15 protein-coding genes are annotated in these 15,834 nt (G+C 43.7%); 11 read left to right on the forward strand and 4 right to left on the reverse strand.

Annotated elements, in window-relative coordinates; all coding sequences use genetic code 11:
- The first annotated feature begins 67 nt into the window (after window positions 1-67).
- The 6 genes from B3Q46_RS09960 to recJ all read left to right on the forward strand — a co-directional run bounded on the left by B3Q46_RS09960 (window position 68) and on the right by recJ (window position 6,888).
- Entirely contained in the window at window positions 68-865 is a 798-nt protein-coding gene (locus tag B3Q46_RS09960; RefSeq protein ID WP_286715107.1) for an MBL fold metallo-hydrolase, read from the forward strand.
- 98 nt (window positions 866-963) lie between these two features.
- On the forward strand, window positions 964-1,329 hold the full coding sequence (locus B3Q46_RS09965; RefSeq protein ID WP_286715109.1) for a YkgJ family cysteine cluster protein: 366 nt from the start codon (window positions 964-966) through the stop codon (window positions 1,327-1,329).
- A gap of 260 nt (window positions 1,330-1,589) precedes the next feature.
- A complete protein-coding gene (gene guaB, locus B3Q46_RS09970) occupies window positions 1,590-3,056 on the forward strand; it encodes an IMP dehydrogenase (protein ID WP_286715112.1) in 1,467 nt (488 codons plus the stop codon).
- Window positions 3,057-3,178: 122 nt separating this feature from the next.
- Complete coding sequence (gene glmM / locus B3Q46_RS09975) at window positions 3,179-4,510, forward strand: phosphoglucosamine mutase (protein ID WP_004781506.1); 1,332 nt, start codon at window positions 3,179-3,181, stop codon at window positions 4,508-4,510.
- Window positions 4,511-4,525: 15 nt separating this feature from the next.
- Window positions 4,526-5,182 (forward strand): pyridoxamine 5'-phosphate oxidase, encoded by a 657-nt coding sequence (gene pdxH, locus B3Q46_RS09980; protein ID WP_004781507.1) that lies wholly within the window; start codon window positions 4,526-4,528, stop codon window positions 5,180-5,182.
- A 2-nt stretch (window positions 5,183-5,184) separates the two neighbouring features.
- Complete coding sequence (recJ, locus tag B3Q46_RS09985; protein WP_286715116.1) at window positions 5,185-6,888, forward strand: single-stranded-DNA-specific exonuclease RecJ; 1,704 nt, start codon at window positions 5,185-5,187, stop codon at window positions 6,886-6,888.
- Window positions 6,889-6,947: 59 nt separating this feature from the next.
- On the opposite strand, the gene B3Q46_RS09990 is transcribed toward recJ, so the two are convergent.
- Complete coding sequence (locus tag B3Q46_RS09990; RefSeq protein WP_261635162.1) at window positions 6,948-7,700, reverse strand: putative porin; 753 nt, start codon at window positions 7,698-7,700, stop codon at window positions 6,948-6,950.
- Window positions 7,701-7,872: 172 nt separating this feature from the next.
- Window positions 7,873-8,658: a putative porin gene (locus B3Q46_RS09995; RefSeq protein ID WP_286715118.1), complete on the reverse strand. Its 786-nt coding sequence runs from the start codon at window positions 8,656-8,658 to the stop codon at window positions 7,873-7,875.
- Window positions 8,659-9,161: 503 nt separating this feature from the next.
- Between B3Q46_RS09995 and prfB the strand changes: the two genes are divergently transcribed.
- From prfB to B3Q46_RS10020, 5 genes are all read left to right on the forward strand, one after another.
- Window positions 9,162-10,257, forward strand: a protein-coding gene (gene prfB / locus B3Q46_RS10000; protein WP_122959107.1) for a peptide chain release factor 2 whose coding sequence is annotated in 2 segments (ribosomal slippage) — window positions 9,162-9,233 and window positions 9,235-10,257 — 1,095 coding nt in all. Because the reading frame shifts where the segments join, the coding sequence is not laid out codon by codon here.
- A gap of 146 nt (window positions 10,258-10,403) precedes the next feature.
- A complete protein-coding gene (locus B3Q46_RS10005) occupies window positions 10,404-10,703 on the forward strand; it encodes an ArsR/SmtB family transcription factor (RefSeq protein WP_121979733.1) in 300 nt (99 codons plus the stop codon).
- 15 nt (window positions 10,704-10,718) lie between these two features.
- Window positions 10,719-11,804: an alkene reductase gene (locus B3Q46_RS10010; protein ID WP_034706177.1), complete on the forward strand. Its 1,086-nt coding sequence runs from the start codon at window positions 10,719-10,721 to the stop codon at window positions 11,802-11,804.
- A gap of 81 nt (window positions 11,805-11,885) precedes the next feature.
- On the forward strand, window positions 11,886-13,166 hold the full coding sequence (locus B3Q46_RS10015) for a 3-deoxy-D-manno-octulosonic acid transferase (protein ID WP_286715132.1): 1,281 nt from the start codon (window positions 11,886-11,888) through the stop codon (window positions 13,164-13,166).
- 278 nt (window positions 13,167-13,444) lie between these two features.
- Entirely contained in the window at window positions 13,445-14,158 is a 714-nt protein-coding gene (locus tag B3Q46_RS10020; RefSeq protein ID WP_262738273.1) for a 16S rRNA (uracil(1498)-N(3))-methyltransferase, read from the forward strand.
- On the opposite strand, the gene B3Q46_RS10025 is transcribed toward B3Q46_RS10020, so the two are convergent.
- Complete coding sequence (locus B3Q46_RS10025) at window positions 14,132-15,112, reverse strand: mechanosensitive ion channel family protein (RefSeq protein ID WP_262738275.1); 981 nt, start codon at window positions 15,110-15,112, stop codon at window positions 14,132-14,134. The genes B3Q46_RS10020 and B3Q46_RS10025 overlap by 27 nt on opposite strands.
- Window positions 15,113-15,219: 107 nt before the next feature.
- The gene (locus B3Q46_RS10030) at window positions 15,220-15,795 is read right to left on the reverse strand and encodes a DUF805 domain-containing protein (protein WP_180031012.1); all 576 of its coding nucleotides are present in this window, start codon (window positions 15,793-15,795) and stop codon (window positions 15,220-15,222) included.
- Between the last annotated feature and the right edge of the window lie 39 nt (window positions 15,796-15,834).

Consider the following 15,834-nt stretch of genomic DNA (forward strand, 5'->3'; position numbering starts at 1 on the left):
CTAAATAAATATATGTTATTCACCTATAGAATATACATTTTTTACATAAAAATTTTGGGGAATGGGCATGGCTTTTGAACGTACTACATCACAAGTACTTTATGATGATGGAACGCATAAATGCATCAGTTTTACCAGCTTGGTAAAAGGTGAAGGTGTACAGGCAAACCAATTCCTGATTATTGATAATGAGCGTGCTGCAGTACTTGATCCGGGTGGTGATTTGACCTATGTACCGTTGACCATGGAACTGAACCGCTATACCCGGTTAAGCAATCTGGATTATGTGATGGCATCGCATCAGGATCCGGACATTATTACGTCCATGCCGCGCTGGCTGGTCTATACCGAAGCCAAAGTCGTAGCTTCCAAGCTCTGGGCGCGTTTCTTACCGCATCTAAATTCAGCCTTTATGAGTGACCGTATGAAAGGTAACTGGCTGGATCGTCTGGTTGAATTGCCGGATCATGGTCAGATCATTCCACTCGGTCAATCCAGCATTATTGCCATTCCAGCACACTTTTTACATTCAGTCGGTAATTTCCAGTTTTATGACCCGATTGCCAAGATCCTGTTTTCTGGTGATATGGGCGCGTCAATGATCGAGGATGCTTCAAAGCCACTGGAAAATTTTGCGGCGCACATTCCGAAAATGAAGGGATTTCACCAACGCTACATGTGCAATAACAAGGTGATTCGTTTATGGGTGCAGATGGTACGTACCATGGATGTCGACATGATTGTGCCGCAGCATGGAACACCATTTGTGGGTAAAGAACAGATTAACCAGTTTCTGGACTGGATTGAAACACTGGAATGTGGCACTGATTTAATGGATGAAACTGTTTTTACTTGTCCTGAATAGTTCAAGAAAATTTTAAATTTTTTCTTGAGTAGAAAAACAACATTTTTTATATTTTCCGCCTGCAAAAAATTGTTTTTGATGACGAGAATTTATAAGAAATGTTGTCTCAAGTTCCTACACAAGATGCATGTTTAAGTTGTGGCGCATGTTGCGCCTATTTCAGGGTTTCATTTTATTGGGCAGAGGGGATTCCCATGCCTGAGCACTATACTGAACCTGTCACTTCCGTTTATTCATGCATGGCGGGAACCAATCAAAAAAATCCGCGTTGTATTGCGCTCGAAGGTAGCATTGGCGAACAGGTGAGTTGTGGCATGTACGAACTACGTAGCTCATCCTGTAAAGAAGTTCAGGTTGCTGATGTGCAGTGTAATAAAGCCCGCATGGCACACAATATGATTCCCTTCATCCAGATCGATCGGGATGAAGCCGAAAATGATGATAATTTCGAACGGGTGAGCTAAATCCAAACTCAAGATTTAAAAAGCAGGGTATGGACTCTGCTTTTTATGGGAGAAAAAATTAGTAAGGGATTTTGTAAACCGAATAAATATGATGACTGCTCTGGCATATTTAAATTATTGATTGAATAGTCAAATTTACAGGTTTAGATATTCGGATTAAATCTAAGTCCAGATTTAGACAAAATAAATTTTGCAATTGCAATGAAATTTAGAGCTAAATTTGTTTATAATAGCGCACGGAAATTACCAGTGAGACTGTTATGTTGACCATCGTTCAAGACGCGTTAACCTTCGATGATGTCCTATTACTCCCTGCCTACTCTACTGTTCTCCCAAAAGATGTCTCTCTAAAGACACGCCTGACTCGCGGCATTAACCTGAATATTCCACTTGTTTCAGCAGCTATGGATACTGTGACTGAGTCACGTATGGCAATTGCGATGGCACAAAATGGCGGTATCGGTATTTTGCATAAGAACATGGATATTGCTGCCCAGGCCGCAGAAGTACGCCGTGTGAAAAAATTTGAAGCCGGTATGGTGAAAGATCCGATCACAGTTACCCCAGAAACTACAGTACGTGAACTGATCGCTGTGACTCAAGCGAATAACATCAGCGGTGTGCCCGTGGTTAAGGACGGTAAAGTGGTGGGTATCGTGACAGGCCGTGATACACGCTTTGAAACCAATCTGGAACAGCCGGTCAGTAATATCATGACAGGTCAAGACCGTCTGGTGACTGTGCGTGAAGGCGAATCGAAAGAAAACATTCAGGCCTTATTGCAAAAAAACCGTATTGAAAAAGTTATCGTTGTTGGCGAAAACAACGAATTAAAAGGCTTGATCACGGTGACTGATTTCCGTAAAGCGGAACTTTATCCAAATAGCTGTAAAGATGATTTAGGTCGTCTACGTGTAGGTGCAGCAGTCGGTACTGGTGCTGAAACACCAAGCCGTGTAGAAGCACTGATTGATGCTGGTGTAGATGTGATTGTTGTGGATACTGCACATGGTCACTCTGCGGGTGTGATCGAGCGTGTACGCTGGGTCAAACAGAACTACCCACAAGTTCAAGTGATTGGCGGTAACATCGCCACTGGTGATGCTGCGCTTGCATTACTTGATGCGGGTGCGGACGCAGTGAAAGTGGGGATCGGTCCTGGCTCAATCTGTACGACTCGTATCGTGGCTGGTATTGGTATGCCACAAATCTCTGCAATTGATTCTGTTGCGCGTGCCTTGAAAGAGCAGATTCCATTAATTGCTGATGGTGGTATCCGTTTCTCTGGTGATATGGCAAAAGCGATTGGCGCTGGTGCAAGCACCATTATGGTGGGTTCATTAATGGCTGGTACTGAAGAAGCACCAGGCGAAGTTGAATTCTTCCAGGGTCGTTACTACAAAGCTTACCGTGGTATGGGTTCTTTGGGTGCGATGGCTGGTGCGACTGGCTCTGCTGACCGTTACTTCCAGGACTCTAAAGCCGGTGCTGAAAAACTGGTTCCTGAAGGTATTGAAGGTCGCGTACCGTACAAAGGTCCAATGGGCAATATCGTGCATCAGATGATGGGCGGTCTGCGTTCTTCTATGGGCTATACCGGTTCTGCAACCATTGATGATCTCCGTCAAAATGCCAAGTTTGTGAAAATCACATCTGCCGGTATGTCTGAGTCTCACGTGCATGATGTAACCATCACCAAAGAAGCGCCAAACTACCGTATGGGCTAACTTTCGCTGATTGTTTACTCTAAAAAAGCCGTCATCCTCATGACGGCTTTTTTGTTTTGGTGTACAGTGTTGCACAATGAAAAAGGATGATGTAAATCACCCGCTAAGAAGTGAGACAAAGCATGAGTTATTTTGGTACCGATGGTATTCGTGGAAAATTTGGTGAGTTACCGATTACACCTGAATTTGCCCTGAAATTAGGTTTTGCGGCAGGAAAAGTATTAAAACGAAATAGCAAAAAAAACAAACCATTGGTGGTACTGGGTAAAGATACCCGTTTATCGGGTTATATTCTGGAATCTGCGCTACAGGCAGGACTCAATGCGGCAGGTGTTTATGTGCATCTGCTTGGACCTTTGCCAACGCCGGCCATTGCCCATTTGACCCGTGCTTTGCATGCCAGCCTCGGCATTGTCATTTCTGCGTCACATAACCCATATTTTGATAACGGGATTAAGTTTTTCTCGAGTGAAGGCAAAAAACTGCCTGATGCTTTGCAGGATGAGATCAACCAGGAGCTGGAAAAAGAACTGGTGATCGAAGATAACGCGAACTTAGGTAAAAGTTTCCGCGTGAAAGATGCCAATGGCCGTTATATCGAATTCTGTAAATCAACCTTCCCATACCATTTAGACCTGAATGATTTAACCATTGTTGTTGACTGTGCCAATGGTGCAGCTTACAGCGTTGGCCCTGCGGTTTTCCGTGAGTTGGGTGCAAAAGTCATTTCCATCTATGACGAACCGACTGGTCTGAATATTAATGAGAACTGTGGTTCGACTCATCCAGAAAATCTGCAAAAAGCAGTGGTTGAGCATGGGGCTGATTTAGGCATAGCTTTCGATGGTGATGCAGACCGTGTGATCATGGTCGATAAAAATGGTGAGCAAATTACCGGCGATCATATTTTGTATATCCTCGCGACTCAGGCAAAAAACAAGCCGGCGGGTATCGTCGGTACCTTGATGAGCAATATGGCGCTGGAACTGGCGCTGGAAAAAGCCGGAGTAGAGCTGCTACGTGCTAAAGTCGGTGACCGTTATGTACTGCAAGGTCTGGAAGAAAAAGGCTGGTCGATTGGTGGTGAGCCATCAGGCCATATCCTGACTTTAGACAAGAGCACCACAGGCGATGCGATTATTGCTGCGCTGCAAGTCTTAACCGTGATGGTCGAGCAGAAGAAAGCACTGCACGAGTTAGTAGCTGATTTTAAATTATTGCCAAATGTCTTGGTGAATGTACGTCTGAATACCATGTTTGACCCGTACTCAGTGCCTGCTTTGACTGCAGAATTTAACAAAGCTGAAGAGCAGCTCAAAGGCCGTGGCCGTTTACTGATCCGTAAATCAGGGACTGAACCGGTGATCCGTGTCATGGTTGAGGGCGAGGATCTTGCAGAGGTGACCACACTGGCAAATTCATTGGCTGATGCGGTACGTGCCAACGCCGCTTAAATGGGGGAAGAGTAAATGAGCGATCTGATTAAGGATCTAAGTGAACTGCGTCTGAACTATCAAAAAGGCGAGCTACACGAAGATCAGGTCAATCCCAACCCGCATATGCAGTTTTTGCAGTGGTTTAACCATGCACTTGCTGCACAGCTGCATGAACCCTATGCCATGTCATTGGCAACCGCAAATGCACAGGGTCGTCCGCATGTGCGCACAGTGTTGCTGCGTGGTGCCACTGAAGCGGGTTATGATTTCTATACCAATTATGATAGTCAGAAAGGTCTGGATCTGGCCGAAAACCCGTATGCAGAATTACTGTTTTACTGGCAGGAACAGGAACGTCAGATCCGGATTAGCGGAAAGGTAGTTAAAATTTCGGAAGAAGAATCAACTGACTATTATCATAAACGTCCACGTGAAAGTCAGATCGCTGCTCATATCAGTACCCCGCAAAGCGGTATGGTTGCGAGTCGTGAAGAACTACAGCAACGTTTCTGGGATCTGCATCAGCAGGTCGCCAATCAGGAAGAGCTGGATAAACCGGGATTTTGGGGCGGCTATCGTTTGCAGCCAGATTATTATGAATTCTGGCAGGGCCGTCCAAACCGTTTACATGACCGCCTGAGTTATGAAAAAATCGATGGGGCGTGGAAACTACAACGATTGATGCCATAACAATGCCTAAACTTGAAATCAAGCAAAGACCTTTACTGACACGCCCTGAATCTTTTCAGGGCGTGCCTTCATTTGTAGCTGACATTCTGGCACGCCGTGGTGTGGAATCTGAACAGGAGCTGGAGCTTAAACTCAAGCATCTGTTGGCTCCGACCATGAAAGGCTTACCGGAAGCAATTCAGCTAATTGATCAGGCTATAGATACTGGCCAGAAAATCGTAATTGTCGGTGACTATGATGCTGATGGGGCGACCAGTACAACACTGATGGTTTTAGCCCTGCGTGATATGGGTGCCCATGTTGAGTATCTGGTTCCTGATAGGTTTAAGTATGGTTATGGCCTGACACCTGCGATTGCAGATCTGGCTTTTGCCAATTTTACGCCGGATCTTTTAATTACGGTGGATAACGGGATTTCCAGTCATGAAGGTGTGAAGCAGGCGCAGGATCATGGTATGCAGGTGATTATTACCGATCACCACTTAACCACCAAGCCTACACCTGCAGCAGAAGCTGTAGTCAATCCCAATCAGTTAGGTTGTGATTTTCCAAGTAAGGCCTTGGCGGGAGTGGGGGTAGCTTTTTATGTTCTGGCAAATCTATCGACTCATCGTAAAAAGCTCGGTAAATCTTCAATGGTTATTACCAATTATCTGGACCTGGTCGCTTTAGGCACTTATGCAGATGTTGCAAGTCTGGACTATAACAACCGTATTCTGGTGGATGCTGGCTTAAAACGGATTCAGCAGCATCTTTGCCGACCTGGTATCAGTGCTTTGCTGGAAATTGCTGGTCGTGATGCTGCCACGCTCAAAGCGCAGGATCTGGGTTTTGTACTTGGTCCACGTATTAATGCAGCGGGTCGTATGGAAACCATGGATATCGGGATTGAGTGTTTGCTCGCTCCGGATCTGGCAACCGCTTATCCACTCGCAGAACAGCTGAATAAACTGAATGTCGAACGTCGTCAGGTAGAAGGCAAAATCAAGCAGGAAGCTTTGACTGAACTGGAAAAAATCCAGCTGGATGAGAATACTTTGCCTGCCGCACTGATCATGTTTGAACAGCACTGGCATCAGGGTGTGATCGGGATTGTAGCGGGGCGTTTAAAAGAACAGTTCCATCGTCCAAGTATAGTCTTTGCTGCTGATGAAGATGGTATTCATATCAAAGGTTCAGCACGTTCCATTGAAGGGATTCATATCCGGGATAGCATTGAACGGATAGCAGAGCAGTATCCGCATCTGGTCAGCCATTTCGGTGGACATGCGGCCGCAGCAGGATTAACCATTAAAAAGCAGCATTTTGCTGAATTTAAACAGGTCTTTGAACAGCTGATTGCAGAGATGGATGAAAGCCTATTTACTGCTACGCTGTGGACTGATGGGGAACTACCGGTATCAGCTTTCCAAATTGAAACAGTCGATTTACTGCAAAACTTAAGTCCATGGGGGCAAAAGTTTCCTCAACCAATTTTTGAAGGCATCTTTAAGATTCTGGATTACCGCTGGCTCAAGGATGTACATCTGAAATTACGTGTTGCTTTAGAGAATGGACAGGTTGTGGATGCGATTGCCTTTAGTGCTATCAATAAATACAAATTTGATCCAATGAAGCAGCATGTACGTCTGGTCTATGAACTGGATAAAAATGTCTTTAATGGCAATGTCAGCCTGCAAATGCGAATTGCTCATCTGGAGCAATAAATTATTCAAATAAAAAAACCGCCCAATTGAGCGGTTTTTTTAACTTTTAATCTTGCAGATTAGAAGCGGTATGCACCACGTACACCAAAGATATTGCCTTCGTCAGCAAAATCAATTGAACCTTCTAGGCTAACTTGCTGATTGAAGAATTTCTTCGCGCGAATAGTGAAGACATCACTATTATCAATATCGGAATCAGAGTAACCCAGACCAACGCTGAAGGTTTTGTCTAAATATAAATCTGCGCCGAGGCTATAAGCATCAAGATCACCGAAGCTTGCACCACCTTCAAAGTTCATGTCATATTGACCGACTTGAGTAACATATTTGGCACGTAAGGTTGGATCTACATCATCGCCTGCGTCATTGTCATAACCAGCTAGGCCAACAGCCAGTAATAGACCAGGAACCGGTAAATAACCTAATTCTGCTGAGTATATAGTTGTGTCATCATCACCAATTGGTGTATCAGTAGATGATTGACCAATATTACCACTTACATAAAAATCTGAATTTGGAACAAAATATTCAACACCTACATTAAATGTAGTCACATCAAATAAATCGTAATCAATATAAGAAACCGCTGCATTGATATTGCTTGCACGATTTAAAAATGCTGCTTCATTAAGAGGCGAGTTCTTAACTTGAACTGGATTGAAGTAGTAAGTTCCATCAATTGCGAAACCAGTAGAAGTATCCCCATTGTCTGGATCAACCAGAGCAATCGTACCGCCTACTTCAGTTTGATAAGCGTGAGCAGTTCCTAGGCTAGCAATAAGTGCTGTAGCAAGAGTAAGTTTCTTAAGCATTTAGATTTCTCTCTTTGTTATAAAAATATGACTGTTTGATTACAGTTGTAACAAATTGTACAGATAATAATCGCCCCGTCAATGTGCAAAAACTATCTAAATGCTTGTTTAAAGTGCAATAAAAAACCCATCCGAAGATGGGTTTTTTTATAATGAAATTTCTTAGTTTGGATTAGAAGCGGTATTTCGCAGCTAGACCAAATTTGTTGTAGTCTTGGTTACCAATTTCACCAAAACCTACACGACCTTCCAAGCTTACTTGTTCATTAAAGAATTTACGTGCACTTACACCAAATTCATTTGAGTCATAAGGGCCATTGTCTTTGCTTTGATAATCAGCACCAACACTTAAAGTTTTGTCGATGAAGTAGTCAGCTTTTAAGTTGTACTCATCTAGGTCGCCAAAGGCAGCGCCAGCTTCAAGGTTAATGTCTTTACCATTGCTTAAGGTAGTCACATATTTAGCACGTAAAGTTGGATCTACACCGTCATCATAGTCATTGTCATAACCTTTCACACCTGCTGCAATTAACAGACCTGGTGCAGGTAAATAACCGACTTCAGCACTATAAACGGTTTCGTCAAAATCAGGTGCATTGTCGTATTTAGAATCATCACGACCTACGTTACCACTCAAATAAAAATCTGAGTTTGGTACGAAGTATTCAGCACCTACACCATAACGGTGACGTTCTGAAGAGTCGTAATCATCATATTGATATTGAGCTTTCACATTGCTTGCACGGTCAAGGAATGCTGCTTCTGCTAATGGTGAATTACGTGTTTGAACTGGATTGAAGTAGTATGTGCCATCAACACCAAAAGAGCCGCTTGAGCTACCATTATCCGGGTCTGTTAGGCCTGCAGATGCACCCACTTCTACTTGATAAGCATGAGCTGCTGTACCTGTAAGAGCTACGGCTGAAAGTAATGCTGAAGCGATTGCTAGTTTTTTCATGCGGATACTCCCCTCTGAAAATATGGCTAAAATTAATACACTTTTTGTTACAACTTTAAGTCTAGACCAATTCCAATAATCGTCAATCAAAGGAAAGTTACTACATTGTGAGTAAGGTAATATTATGTAATTTTCATTTAATAACTAATTGAATTTAAAAACTAAAAATGAAATGTTTTGTTTTATTAAAAATGTGTAGATATTGTGGAGTGTATTGAAAATGCTATTTTTTATCTTGTTTTGTATGGATTTTAGGGTTTTAAAATGAATCAAAAACCGAGTATAAAAATACAGCGAAATATATTTAAGAATAGAATGAGAAAGTATTAAAAATAATATTTAGCTATTTTATCAAGCTGACAAATTTTGTAATTAAAAAATGTGCGATTAATATTTTCTTATTTAGCTTTAAAGATGGATTTATCGCTATAAATTGGCGAAATAGACTGTGATATAATATTGACCTAAGAATTTATACCTAATTTTGATTGAGAGAAATTCACGTGGAAATTAATCCTTATCTAAACCAATTAAAAGACTTAAACGAACGTGGTCAAACACTACGGGGGTATCTTTGACTACGATCTGAAAAAAGAGCGTTTAGAAGAAGTCCTGCGTGAATTAGAAGACCCGGCGATCTGGAATGACCAGAGTCGTGCTCAGGCCATGGCCAAAGAAAAAGGCGAGCTTGAAAATGTACTCAATGTACTGGACGGCTTAACCACCCAGCTTGAAGATGCTCAAGCGATGCTTGACCTTGCGGTTGAAGCAGATGAAGAGGCCATGCTTGAAGATGTGCAGGCTGAGCTGAATGCGGCTGAAGAAGAACTGGCGAAGCTTGAGTTCCGTCGTATGTTCAGCAACCCGATGGATCCAAACCCTTGCTATGTAGAAATTCAGGCAGGTTCAGGCGGTACCGAAGCACAGGACTGGGCGTCTATGCTGCTACGTATGTACATGCGCTGGATCGAACGTCATGGTTTTAAAGCTGAACTGATGGAAGAATCTGATGGGGATGTCGCCGGGATTAAATCAGCGACGATTCGTGTCGAAGGTGAGTATGCCTATGGCTGGTTACGTACCGAATCTGGTGTACACCGTTTAGTGCGTAAATCACCCTTTGACTCGGGCAACCGTCGTCATACGTCATTTTCTGCAGTGTTTGTCTCACCTGAAGTGGATGACAATATTGAAATTGAAATCAATCCTTCAGATGTCCGTACCGATACCTACCGTGCGTCAGGCGCGGGTGGTCAGCACATTAACAAAACTGACTCTGCAGTGCGTTTAACCCATATTCCAACCGGTATTGTGGTGGCATGTCAGAACCAGCGTTCACAACATGCCAACCGTGACCATGCCTGGAAGCAATTACGTGCCAAGCTATATGAGCTGGAAATGAATAAACGTAATGAAGCTGCACAGGCATTGGAAGATTCCAAGTCTGATATCGGTTGGGGTAGCCAGATCCGTTCTTATGTCCTTGATGATTCACGTATCAAGGATTTGCGTACAGGGGTAGAAACCTCCAATACTGGCGCAGTTCTGGACGGTGATCTGGACAAATTTATCGAAGCAAGCCTGAAACAGGGCCTGTAAGAAATCGTTTAAAAGCTGGCGTAACAAAGCTTTAACAGACTGTGACTCTTATATCTAAATTATTCGATATATAAATCGAAAAAATACGATATAATGGTTGCAGATGCTGAATGAAGTTTCGTTGCGCCACTGATTGTGATGTGCCTATGGACCTTGATCTAATTTTTAAAGCCTTAGCTAATCCGACCCGTCGACAAATTCTGGAGTGGTTAAAATCTCCGGAGCAATATCTGTCTGCGGAAGAGTGTGGTGGCTTTCAACGTGGGGTCTGTGCAGGTCAAATTGAACGTTTGGGCCAGGTTTCACAGTCCACCATGTCCAATCACCTGTCGGTGTTACAGCAGGCTGGCCTGATTACTGCGACCAAGCATGGACAGTGGTCATATTTCTCCCGCAATGAAACTTTGATTCAGCAATTTATCGAACACCTACAACAACACCTTTAACAGGTGGGAGTAACGATGGCTGAATTAAATTCTCCTTTAACGCTTGGTGCGTTAAAGCTTAAAAACCGTGTCATCATGGCGCCGCTGACCCGTAGCCGCGCAACTGCTGATCGCGTTCCAACCCCCATGATGGTTGAGTACTATGCACAACGTGCAAGTGCTGGTCTGATCATTTCTGAAGCGACAGTGATTTCCGAAGAAGCCAACGGCTATTTAAATACTCCAGGACTATTTACCGATGCTCAGGTCGAAGGCTGGAAAAAGGTCACTCAAGCGGTTCATGAGAAGGGCGGTCTGATTGTTGCCCAGCTTTGGCATGTTGGCCGTGTATCGCATCCGGATCTGTTAAATGGTGAAACACCAGTCTCTGCAAGTGCAGTACAACAGGCGGGTCATGTCAGCTTGTTACGCCCGAAGCGTCCATACGTTACGCCACGTCCCTTGGAAGTTTCTGAAATTCACGCGATTACCGAGCAATACAAGCAAGCTGCGATTCGTGCTAAAGAAGCCGGTTTTGACGGTGTTGAATTACATGCTGCCAATGGTTATCTGATTGATCAGTTCCTGCAAAGCAAAACCAATCAGCGTGAGGATGAATATGGCGGTTCAGTCGAAAACCGTACACGTTTCCTGCTAGAGGCAACTGATGCACTGATTGAAGTATGGGGTGCGGATCGAGTAGGGGTACATTTTGCGCCGCGTGGTGATGACCATGACATGGGTGATAATGATCCACGTGAAACATTTGGTTATGCCATGGAGCAACTGGGCAAGCGCAAGATTGCCTTCTTCTTTACCCGTGAATATCTGGCTGAAGACAGTATTTCCGAATATATGAAAGAGCGTTCTGGTGGAGTGCCTTATATTGCCAATATGCAACTGAGTCGTGAAGATGCGATTGAGCTGTTGGCAGCTGAAAAGGCAGATGCAGTCGCATTTGGTAAAGCCTACATTGCGAATCCTGATCTATACGAACGTCTGCTTCAAAATGCACCGCTCAATGAGCTGAAAATGGAAAATATGATCGGCAGTCAGGTGGCTGAAGGTTATATTGATTATCCAACTTTGGCAGAAGTTAAGGTATTAAGTACCATAGAATAATTCGAAATAAGAGCCACATCGATTAACATGTCGATGTGGCTCTGTTATATTTTGCCGATTGAATCTGTTTTGGGGCGCAATGTGGCTACTCCATTCTGGTATAACGCAGCCTTGGCGCTAGCGAAACCGCTTTATCAATCCCGTATACGTAAACGTGCGAACAGTCCGGAACAATTAGAACAAGAACTGCTGGAACGTTTTGGTCCTTTCCAGTCCCCTAAAAATCTACAGGCGATCTGGTTTCATGTGGTATCCGTAGGGGAAACCAATGCCGCTCAACCTTTAATTGAACATTACTTAAAACTTGGGCATCCGGTTCTAGTGACCAATACCACCAAGACCGGGCAGGCACGTGCCAAATCTCTCTTCTTGAAAGAACCTTATTTAGACTTATTCCAAGCTGTATATTTGCCAGCTGACCAAAAAAACCTGATTCGTGATTTTTATCAAAAATATCAGCCTAAGTTATTACTGTTGATGGAGACAGAACTCTGGCCAAATCTGATTGATCAGGCACCTGCTTTTAATGTGCCATGTCTGTTACTGAATGCCCGTCTTTCTGAAAAATCCGCCAAAGGCTATGGCAAAGTCAAAGGCCTAACCCGTGGCATGCTTAAGAATTTAACGGGCCTTTTGGCTCAGGATACAGCGACCCAACAGCGTTATATTGATCTAGGTATAGCTTTAGAAAAAACTCAGGTCTTGGGCAATATCAAGTTTGATATCACTGCACCGCAGCAGTTTATTGATCATGCTGCCCAATTGAAACAGGAATGGTCTCTGCAAGGCCGGAAGATCATTACTCTCGCCAGTACGCATGCCCCAGAAGAGCAGCAATTGATGTCTGAGCTTAAGACCGCACTGGATGCAGATCCGGCATTAGTTTGTATCGTAGTGCCACGCCATCCGGAACGTTTTGATGAGGTGTTCCAAGCTGCACAGTCTTTAGGTTTAAGAACTCAACGTCGTAGTCTGGGGCAATATATCAAAGAAGAAACTCAAGTGTATCTGGCAGATTCCATGGGCGAGATGTGGCTCTGGTATGCCTTGAGCCAAGCCTGTTATGTTGGTGGTTCTCTGAATGAACCGGGTGGTGGGCATAATATTCTGGAGCCGATTGCGCTGAATGTCCCGACAATTCTGGGTAAAAACTATTTTAACTTTCAGACGATTGTCGATGAGTTTGTTCAGGCGCATGCGGTAGAAGTCGTGCAGGATGCTAAACAGGCTGCTGAAACTTTGCTAGAAATTCTGAATAATTCAACTAAAGCTGAAAGTTTGAATACTGCTGCACAAAAGATTATGCAGCAAAATCAGGGTTCATTTGAAAAGTATATTCAGGTGATTGATCAATATCTTTGATTATATTCTGATTTGTGAAGAAGCTGATTTTCATGGATTAACTGTATAAGGTTAAAACTAAGCCTTAATCTTTATAGATTTAATGCTAGGGACTCTTCTTTCTTTTACTTTTGTTTCGGCAAAAGTAACAAAACCATTTGTCATCCACAAAACTCGTCATATACCATCTTTTTGCAGAGATATCGCAGAACCTATATAAGGCAAAAAGAGTCCTGCGTCGGACAGTTGTGGATGACGTTTCCGCGTATCCAGTGATGGATTTGTTGAGTTAATTTTTTATGAATATCGTCCTGCTTGATCCCCGCCAAACCGAATCTGATCTATGGTCAATTACGTCAAAGCGGCAGCTGGAACATTTGCAACAGCATCTGGAGGTTCAGGTTGGTGATACGCTGAAAGTTGGGATTCGGGAAGGAAAACGGTATGTAACTGAAGTTATCGAAATTTCTGAAAAAGCAGTTTTATTGAAACCGATTCAAGAAGAAGCAGTTCCTGCAAAGCTGCCTGTTACTCTAATTGTAGCTTTACCACGTCCTAAAGTTTTACGCCGTCTGATCATGGATGCTGTGACCATGGGCGTAGAGAAAATCATTTTATTGCATAGCTATCGGGTGGATAAAAGCTATTGGCAGACGCCATTTTTGCAGCAGCTGAATCATTATGTAGATCTTGGTTTAGAACAGGCAGGAGATACGCTTGCTCCGAAAATTGAGCTGTATAAACGCTTTAAACCTTTTGTCGAAGATATCTTGCCGGGACTCATTACAGCAGACCGTCCAGCCTTTGTAGCACATCCTTATGCCGAACAGCCGATGCCATACGCACTTCAGCATCCTTGCACGATTGTCATTGGTCCGGAAGGTGGCTTTATTCCGTATGAGGTCGATTTGCTCATAAAAAACGGCTGCCAGGCAGTGAGCCTTGGCAACCGTATTCTCCGTACTGAAACGGCGATTTCGTATGTTTTAGGTCGACTGTTTAGCGCGAGCTGAAGCATCCTCATGGCCATCGCCACGATAGACTTTCACTTCCTGTACCGGATATGGAATCGAAATGTTATGTTCAGCAAAGGCTTGAATCACCCGTTCCTGAACCGCACTGATTGAGGTGCCTATGCCTGTTTCAGTGGTATTGACCCACCATAAGGCTTTGAGGGTAATCGAGAAGTCTGCCAGTGCAATCACATTGACGCTAAATGCAGGTTGACTCAGGATGGTCGGATCTTTATCCAGAATTGCAGTAATAATATCCTTGGCTTTCTGGATATCATCTTCATAACCAATACCGACCGAAAATTCACAGCGGCGACGGGTATAAGCAGTATTGACCGTGACTGCACTGGTATAGACTGTGGCATTGGGGATGACGATACGACGGCCATCCGGTGAACGTAAAAAAGTTGCACGAATCTGGATATCTTCCACCGTACCTTCCATGCCATTGACGATAATATCATCACCAATCTTGAACGGTTCGCTCAGTAAAATCAGCACACCGGAAAGCAGGTTCTGGAAAATATCCTTAAAGGCGAAACCGATCGCAACCGAACCAATCCCGAGGGCACTCATCAGCTGACCCGGGGTGAAACCTGGAATTGCAATCACCAGCCCGATTAATACGCCAAAGAAAACAATCACGGTACTACCGACACGGTTCAGCACCAGCACCAGATTCTGTCGGGTATAAGTACGATTTTCTAAAGTCTTACGGACAAAAAACTTAAACAGTTTTGACAGTAACCAGAAAATGACAATGACTGTTAGCGCAATACAGAAATAAGGCACACGCTCCCAGAAACCCTCCATGATCTTGTCAATGGTGCTATAGGCATCATTGTACTTGGAGGTATGTTCGATCACGGTTTGGGCAGTTTTTTCAGTCGCCTGATGCAGGAGCTCAGTCGTCCCTTCAGTTACCTGGCTTAAAGTATTCTCTTGCTCAGCCACAAAAACTCCACGATTTAAATTTCGCTTATTTTGCCTCAACTACAGCAAAAAATTAACAACAGCGAACTTTATACACAATATATTTATGCAAAACAGACACAACTGTCTTAAAAGAACTCAGTCGTTTTCTGCTTCACTTCACTTGGGATTCTTGAAGGCTCACCTTCACTCATATAAGAGAATAACGCAGTCGTCGCCAACAGGCTGAGTACGGTAAAAATGATTACTAGCCAAGCCACAATCTTTTCCCAGACGGGGCTTGTACGTATCGGACCATACTGATTGCTGCCTCTTGTTCCTGGAAAAAGCAGGATATAGATCCAGACCAACAGATTGATCAAAGGCACGAAGAATAGCAACATCCACCAGCCACTACGGTCCAGATCATGTAAGCGTCGTACCGTAATCACAATACCGAAATACAGATAGACCAGCATGATCGCTAAGGCAAACAGGCTGGACAGGCCGTGCAGGGAGATTTGCCAGTTTGAATCTACCGATAGGCTGGCAATGTTCACAATATCAATACTTAAACCTAGCGCAATACTGCTGCATAAGAAAATAAACTGTAAAAATGCGGACCAGGCAATAAAACTCAAACGTCCAAATCGGCCCCTGATCGATAAGGGATGATCTGCTGCAGGAAAAGGAGGAGGGAAATAGGAAGGTTCAGTTGAATTCATGGGCAAGATCCTAAGCCTGGGCGAATTCAAACATGAGGT

Source organism: Acinetobacter sp. UBA2581, from assembly GCF_002339435.1.
Classification (GTDB): Bacteria; Pseudomonadota; Gammaproteobacteria; order Pseudomonadales; family Moraxellaceae; genus Acinetobacter; species Acinetobacter variabilis.

Excerpts from the sequence above, each read along its gene's own strand:
- B3Q46_RS09960 (WP_286715107.1), top strand. The coding sequence starts at position 68 with ATGGCTTTTGAACGTACTACATCACAAGTACTTTATGATGATGGAACG.
- B3Q46_RS09990 (WP_261635162.1), bottom strand. The coding sequence starts at position 7,700 with ATGCTTAAGAAACTTACTCTTGCTACAGCACTTATTGCTAGCCTAGGA.
- B3Q46_RS10010 (WP_034706177.1), top strand. The coding sequence starts at position 10,719 with ATGGCTGAATTAAATTCTCCTTTAACGCTTGGTGCGTTAAAGCTTAAA.
- pdxH (WP_004781507.1), top strand. The coding sequence starts at position 4,526 with ATGAGCGATCTGATTAAGGATCTAAGTGAACTGCGTCTGAACTATCAA.
- B3Q46_RS09965 (WP_286715109.1), top strand. The coding sequence starts at position 964 with ATGTTGTCTCAAGTTCCTACACAAGATGCATGTTTAAGTTGTGGCGCA.
- B3Q46_RS10020 (WP_262738273.1), top strand. The coding sequence starts at position 13,445 with ATGAATATCGTCCTGCTTGATCCCCGCCAAACCGAATCTGATCTATGG.
- B3Q46_RS09995 (WP_286715118.1), bottom strand. The coding sequence starts at position 8,658 with ATGAAAAAACTAGCAATCGCTTCAGCATTACTTTCAGCCGTAGCTCTT.
- glmM (WP_004781506.1), top strand. The coding sequence starts at position 3,179 with ATGAGTTATTTTGGTACCGATGGTATTCGTGGAAAATTTGGTGAGTTA.
- guaB (WP_286715112.1), top strand. The coding sequence starts at position 1,590 with ATGTTGACCATCGTTCAAGACGCGTTAACCTTCGATGATGTCCTATTA.
- B3Q46_RS10005 (WP_121979733.1), top strand. The coding sequence starts at position 10,404 with ATGGACCTTGATCTAATTTTTAAAGCCTTAGCTAATCCGACCCGTCGA.
- recJ (WP_286715116.1), top strand. The coding sequence starts at position 5,185 with ATGCCTAAACTTGAAATCAAGCAAAGACCTTTACTGACACGCCCTGAA.
- B3Q46_RS10030 (WP_180031012.1), bottom strand. The coding sequence starts at position 15,795 with ATGAATTCAACTGAACCTTCCTATTTCCCTCCTCCTTTTCCTGCAGCA.